General features: G+C 66.3%; 10 protein-coding genes. 2 read left to right on the forward strand and 8 right to left on the reverse strand.

Annotated features, from left to right (window positions below):
* Nucleotides 1–321: 321 nt before the first annotated feature.
* The gene (locus Q4P07_RS13555; protein ID WP_303375448.1) at nt 322–564 is read left to right on the forward strand and encodes a type II toxin-antitoxin system Phd/YefM family antitoxin; all 243 of its coding nucleotides are present in this window, start codon (nt 322–324) and stop codon (nt 562–564) included.
* Nucleotides 561–833, forward strand: coding sequence for a Txe/YoeB family addiction module toxin (locus tag Q4P07_RS13560; RefSeq protein WP_303375449.1), 273 nt, complete (start codon nt 561–563; stop codon nt 831–833). Before Q4P07_RS13555 ends, Q4P07_RS13560 begins: the two co-directional genes overlap by 4 nt.
* A gap of 155 nt (nt 834–988) precedes the next feature.
* Here the strand turns inward: Q4P07_RS13560 and Q4P07_RS13565 are convergent, their stop codons facing one another.
* From Q4P07_RS13565 to Q4P07_RS13600, 8 genes are all read right to left on the reverse strand, one after another.
* Nucleotides 989–1,351 (reverse strand): hypothetical protein, encoded by a 363-nt coding sequence (locus Q4P07_RS13565; RefSeq protein ID WP_303375450.1) that lies wholly within the window; start codon nt 1,349–1,351, stop codon nt 989–991.
* Nucleotides 1,352–1,751: 400 nt separating this feature from the next.
* Entirely contained in the window at nt 1,752–2,087 is a 336-nt protein-coding gene (locus tag Q4P07_RS13570; RefSeq protein WP_303375457.1) for a type II toxin-antitoxin system HicB family antitoxin, read from the reverse strand.
* 5 nt (nt 2,088–2,092) lie between these two features.
* Nucleotides 2,093–2,341 carry a toxin HicA gene (locus Q4P07_RS13575; RefSeq protein ID WP_303375451.1) on the reverse strand — a complete coding sequence of 83 codons (249 nt, stop codon included), beginning with the start codon at nt 2,339–2,341 and terminating at the stop codon, nt 2,093–2,095.
* Nucleotides 2,342–2,425: 84 nt separating this feature from the next.
* On the reverse strand, nt 2,426–3,133 hold the full coding sequence (locus tag Q4P07_RS13580) for a tyrosine-type recombinase/integrase (RefSeq protein ID WP_303375452.1): 708 nt from the start codon (nt 3,131–3,133) through the stop codon (nt 2,426–2,428).
* A 38-nt stretch (nt 3,134–3,171) separates the two neighbouring features.
* Complete coding sequence (locus Q4P07_RS13585) at nt 3,172–3,354, reverse strand: hypothetical protein (protein ID WP_303375453.1); 183 nt, start codon at nt 3,352–3,354, stop codon at nt 3,172–3,174.
* 668 nt (nt 3,355–4,022) lie between these two features.
* Nucleotides 4,023–4,622, reverse strand: coding sequence for a hypothetical protein (locus Q4P07_RS13590; protein WP_303375454.1), 600 nt, complete (start codon nt 4,620–4,622; stop codon nt 4,023–4,025).
* Complete coding sequence (locus Q4P07_RS13595; protein ID WP_303375455.1) at nt 4,619–5,161, reverse strand: RNA polymerase sigma factor; 543 nt, start codon at nt 5,159–5,161, stop codon at nt 4,619–4,621. Before Q4P07_RS13595 ends, Q4P07_RS13590 begins: the two co-directional genes overlap by 4 nt.
* A 116-nt stretch (nt 5,162–5,277) precedes the next feature.
* A complete protein-coding gene (locus tag Q4P07_RS13600) occupies nt 5,278–5,610 on the reverse strand; it encodes a hypothetical protein (RefSeq protein WP_303375456.1) in 333 nt (110 codons plus the stop codon).
* Between the last annotated feature and the right edge of the window lie 27 nt (nt 5,611–5,637).

Below are 5,637 nucleotides of genomic sequence, written 5' to 3' on the forward strand. Positions count from 1 at the left end.
GTGCCCCCGCCGAGATTCGAACTCGGGACACCCGCTTTAGGAGAGCGACCAGGAGGAGTCGCAGCGTGCTGGGCCAGGCGAAATCCGCGTGGGTGCGCGGCCGGCGCGGTGCGTGATGGTGGCTGTTGGCGGGGGAGTGGAGCCCTCTGGGCACCACTGAGGCACCAGCCCATCGGCACATTGTCGGCGCCTGGTGAGCGAAGGTGGGCCGACTCGAGACCCCGTCCGGGCGCCGGCCTCGTCAACCCAGGCAGAGGCAACCACGGAGGTCACCTTGATGATCGGTACGGGATAGCGTACGGTGGCTAGAGAGGTGACGAGATGACCGCTGTGAGTGTGACGACGGCCCGGGCGAATCTGTACCGGCTGATCGACCAGGTGAACCAGGAGTCTGAGCCGCTGACCATCACTGGTCAGCGAGGCAACGCTGTGCTGATCGGCGAGGACGATTGGCGTGCGATCCAGGAGACCCTTTTCCTGGAGTCGGTCCCTGGTCTGCCCGAGTCGATCCGTCAGGCCCGCGCCGAGGGTGTTGAGGCCGGGTCCACCGAACTCGACTGGTGAGCGATACCCCCTGGACCTTGGTCTACTCGCGCCAGGCCCAGAAGGATGCCAAGAAGCTGGCGTCGTCAGGCCTGAAGAAGAAGGCGCAGGACCTGCTGGAGATCCTGGCCGAGGATCCGGTCGCCACGCCCCCGCGTTACGAGAAGCTGGTCGGTGACCTCGCCGGCTGCTACTCCCGGCGAATCAATATCCAGCATCGACTCGTCTACGAGGTGCTCCCAGACGAGCGTATTGTCCACGTTCTCCGGATGTGGACCCACTACGAGTAGGGCTTGTCCTGTTCCCCCCCTACGCGCGTTGGGCGCGCCCGTACCGAGGCGGCACCTCAGCCTCGGCCGCGCAATAGGCACACTCCTGCAGCGCGTGACGCCTGGGGCCCAGGGACCGGGCGGTCAGCGGCAGTTCCGGATGTTCGGCGGATCCGCTACTCGAGCTCTTCAAGTCGGACGCGGCGTGGTCGACGGAACCGCTCGGCGGTCCTCGGGAGCGTTAGTCCGAGGGCGACTGCAGCAGGAAGGGCGATCGCCGCCGAGTAGGCCCAGCCGGTACGGGAGAACGCCGTGAATACGGCCCCGATAACGGCGGCTGTTGCCACCGCCACCGCCGCGGTCAGAAAGAAGTGGGGGAGCTGGCCGCGCTGAGAGGAGTAGACCGAGCCCGCTATTCCCGCTGCGCCCCCGCAAACCGCTCCGATCAACACGCCGAGCAGCGGCAAGGCAAGCAGCAGGGACGCGTACTCGGGAGACGACCCAACGCCCAGGTAGATCGCGGCCACGATCCCGGTCACCCCGCCGAGGACCATGCCAAGCAACAGGCCTGCAGCGCTGGACTGCCATTAAAACTGCGCCTGGTTCTCCCGACTCGTCACGGTGCCGATCTTGCCTCACACGCGATGGCCACGGACATGCGACAGCGGCAAGAGCGGACCGGCTGTCCTAACTGTCGATGGTGAGACCTTCCGCGCGCAAGCCGAGGCCGGGCAGCCAGGAACATGGCCCACGGCTTGGGTCTGCGGCCCGAACGCGGGCTACGTCTTCCCGACGCGGCGTTCCGATCACCAGTGGGAGTCGCGTGAGGAGTTGGAGATGGGCAACCGGTCATTCCTCGCCGAAATCGACCCCACCACCGGGTACCTGAGCGACTGGGAGGCATGGATGCGCCAGGCGGTAGTGGCAGGTGTTCAGTCCTCAGGATGCGTCGCCGAGTTTGCGGATGACGTACTGGTTGAGGCTGAGGTGTTCTTCTGCTGCTTTGATTGCGAGCTCGCGGTGAAGCCGCTCGCCGACTCGAAGGTTGAACTTGCCCGAGTAGGTTCGCGAGGACAATGGCTCGGGGATCGGCTCGTCGTTGCGGCCCAGGTCCGCAACGACGTTGTCTACCAGATCACGCAGGCCGTGCAAGGCCTTGTCCTGCGTGGGGGCGAGCCAGGACAGGGACGGTAGCTCGAGGCAGGTGGCGACGAACTCTTCGTCCTCGGGAGACCAGCTGACGCGGTAGGTGTAGTGGGAAACGTCGGGGATCATCGTGCTCACTGGGCTGCCTCCTTCTTGTCGATAGCTGCCAGGACCTGGCGGACCTGGTACGGCTTGGCCTTGCCGTGGTCGTTCTGGACGTTGACTCGCGGGTCGCCGGGCCAAGGGGTCTTGAACACGGCGTGCGAGCCACCGCTGGTCCGCGGTGGGCCGAAGTAGTGCTCGCACACCTTGACCAGATCCTCGTACCGGAGGTTGCTCGGGCCGGCTCTAATCTGAGCCAGGATCTTCGCGACGGACGGCACGCAAGCAATGGTACTGCTTGTAGTACCATTGGGCAACGGTCTCCGGCTGATGGTCCGGCCTCGTTACTGCAGGCCGCGTGCTTCTCAGGTGCCGGAGGCCATGTAGGCGGCGCGGATGTAGTTGGGGTGGCGGTCGAGGTTCTTGCGTGCTCGCTCGTAACGCATGGTGGTGCGGGGGTCGGCGTGGCGGGCGGCGATCTGGACGTCGCGCAGGTCGACACCGGCGTCGAGCATGGTGGTGACGAAGGTGTGCCGGAGCATGTGCGGGTGCATCCGGGGAAGGTTGATGCCGGCCTCGTGGGCCAGGTGGTGCAGCCGGCAGGTTGCGGCGTGCCGGTCCATGCGTCCAGCCTGCCGGTTCCGCAGGATCGGCCCCTCCTGGCGGTTGTCGACGGCGCGTTCGGTCGCGCGTTGCACAACTGGCGGCAGCGGGGTCAGGACGACCTTGTCACCTTTGCCGTGGACCTTAAGCACCCGGTGGCCGTGCTCCTCGCGCAGGTCCTGGATGTTCGCGCCGCACGCCTCGAAGATCCGCAGTCCGAGCAGCCCGAGCATGGTGACCAAGGCGAAGTCGTTGATGTTGGCGCTGGTCCGTCCCGCCTGCAGCATCGCTTCGAACTGCAGGTGGGACAGGCCCAGGGTGGGTGACTCTGGTGGAACGTGTGGTCGGCGGACGTGGTCGGCCGGTGAAGCGGCCAGGACACCGTCGATGACGGCGGTGCGGTAGAACCCGATGACCACGGACAGCCGCCGGGAGATGGTGGCCGGCTTGTACCGGCGGGTCTCCTGCATCCAGCGCACGTACAGCTCGACGTGCACTCGGTGGGCGGTCAGCGGGTGCAGGCCCGTTGGTCGCACCAGGTCAGGAAGGCGCGCAGGTCGGACTCGGTGTGGATGCGCGTCTGCCCGGTGTAACGGGCCAGGTGGGCGACAACCGCCTGGCGCAGCGCAGCTTCTTCGGGGTGGCTGGCACTCAGGGGGACGAGGGCAGTGGAGGGCTGGAGAGTGGTCATGGATCATCGTCCCCCTCACCTCGCAGTGTTCCCCAGGCCACCTGATCCGTGGGGGCAGCCGCGCGACCGGCGGCAAAGTCGGATGGGTGCGGGCTGGTCAGTCCCTTTCGTCTCTGACGTCTGCGAAGTCGGAAACCTCCCACCGCAGGATGGCGAAGGCTTGATCTGTCTCAGCGTGCCATCGGTGACGGCTCTCCGGCGCATCCCAACCCCCCTCAGGGCTGTGGTGGGCCTCCCAGTACTCGTAACAGGACTGGAGCTGCTGCGTGAGTTCTCGTGACAACCCGTAGTCATTGGGTTCCATGGAGTACTTGTCGGTTCCGTCCTCCCACAACGGCCACGCGTGCCCGTATTCGAACATGAACCGGACCACTCGAGACATGCCACATTCTTGCGCACAGCGCCAATGTCGGACGAGCGCAACCGTCCTCAGCGCGCCAAAAGAGTGCTCCGCGGAGCACTCCTGGGTCGCGTGAGACCGAGCGACCAGCGGCAGATCCGGATGCCAGCAGTCAGAGCTGCCCTTCGGGGGACAGCTCCCAGGGGTGCGTCACTGGCGGCGGTTTGACGCGCCGGGCGATGCGGACGGGACGGCCGGCACGCGGCAATTGAGCACGTCTGCGGAGCCTCCGAGCCGTGCCGCTCCAAGCACATACCGAGGGCTTGGACTACGAGCTCGGTGATCCTGATGCAGGCACCGGCTCGCACGCGTGGACCGGTCCAGATGCGACGGCGAAGTCAACGTTCGACCCGAATCCGTTGACCACGTTCGTTCCTTCGGCACGGTCGGAGTTCTGCTCCGCAATCTCGTCGTCGGTCATGGGGAGGACTGACCATGTCAGCACGAACGTTTCGTCGTCACGCACCGCCCCAGGGGGAATCGTAACGGCGATGCTTCGATCGCTGATCGAGGTCATCAGCCCGGGCGTTGCCCGCTCACTCTTCTGAAAACGCCCGGGGGAGCACGTCTGCAGACCCGGCAGGTAGGTGACGTCGGCGTTGATGCCGTGCTCGACGAGTGCGCGCTCAAGGCCCGAGGCGTCCTCTGGTCGGGTGATCGTGACCCTGATCTCCCCAGCGTTGCCCTCGCCGACGGAGAACGCAGGTGTCGGCATCAGCGCAGGGGCGACCACGAACGCCGTTGCTGCCGCCGCGACACCCGCGGCGATCAGGAATCCTCGCCGCGGGCGGGGCTGATGCCGTTGCGCGACCTCGGCGCGTAGCGATTGCAGCAGCCGGGTCTCGAAGTCGTCGAGCTGAGTCGTCATGAGGGCACCTCACAAAGGGTGGTCGGCAGAGCGCTCCGAAGCCGGGTCCGGGCGCGGTGGTATCGGGTTCTCGCGTTTGCAGCGGTGATTCCCAGGACTGCGGCGGAGTCGGCCAGGCTGAGCCCGTCGATGGCGACCAGTTCCACAACTGCGCGCTGGGTGGCTGGCAGGTTCTGAAGTGTCCGGTACAGCTGCCGGGTCGCGCGCTCTGCGTCCAGCCTCTGGTTGATCCGTTCGACCGAAGCTTCATCCAGTAAGGCTCGCCCGTTGATCCTGCCCAGGGCGCGCAGCTCGCGTGCCTTCTTCCGCTGGTGATCGGCAACGACGTTGCGCGCAATCCCGGCCAGCCAGGCACCCGAAGATCCTTTGGCTTCGTCGTACCGGTGCGCTGACTCGATGGCGGCCAGGAAGATGTCGGCGGTCAGGTCGGCGGCCGTGTGGGCGTCGTCGACACGGCGTGCGACGTACTTTCGGACGAAGTCCAGGTGCTCGCGGTAGAACGCCTCGAACGCGTCCTGGTCCGTGCCGATCTCTCTCATGCCTCTTCTTCGCCGATGGCCGGTCGAGTGTGACACACCCTAGACCCGCACACGTCCCGCATTTTGCTCTTCCCCGGGCCGGTCAGCGGCAGATCCGGTCGTTTCGGCAGAGGGTCTCAGCCTGGCTTCGGGCGCCATGGGCCTGCCTGCGGACCCACGATCCACCCGGTGTCCCCACGGCTGATCTCGACCTGTTCGAGCCACCGGAGAGCGAAGGGCACCTCATCGTCGTGGGGCTCCGAACGGCGCTGCTGCTCGGCCTCGGCACCGGCGATGAAGCCGTCATAGAAGTCCTGGACCTCCTTCTCAGCCGGTCCGCCAAGGATCACGTGGACAAGGGTGCGGACGTCTTGCGTGGGGTTCCAGCGGGCGAAGTATGTACCCGCGACGTAGCCATCATTGGCAGCTCCCAGAGCCGCCTCGGCGTGGGCGTCTGCGGCGTCATCCATCACCGGAGACTATGCGGTCCAGGGTCG

Source organism: Ornithinimicrobium sp. (assembly GCF_030537745.1).
Taxonomy (GTDB): Bacteria; Actinomycetota; Actinomycetes; order Actinomycetales; family Dermatophilaceae; genus Ornithinicoccus.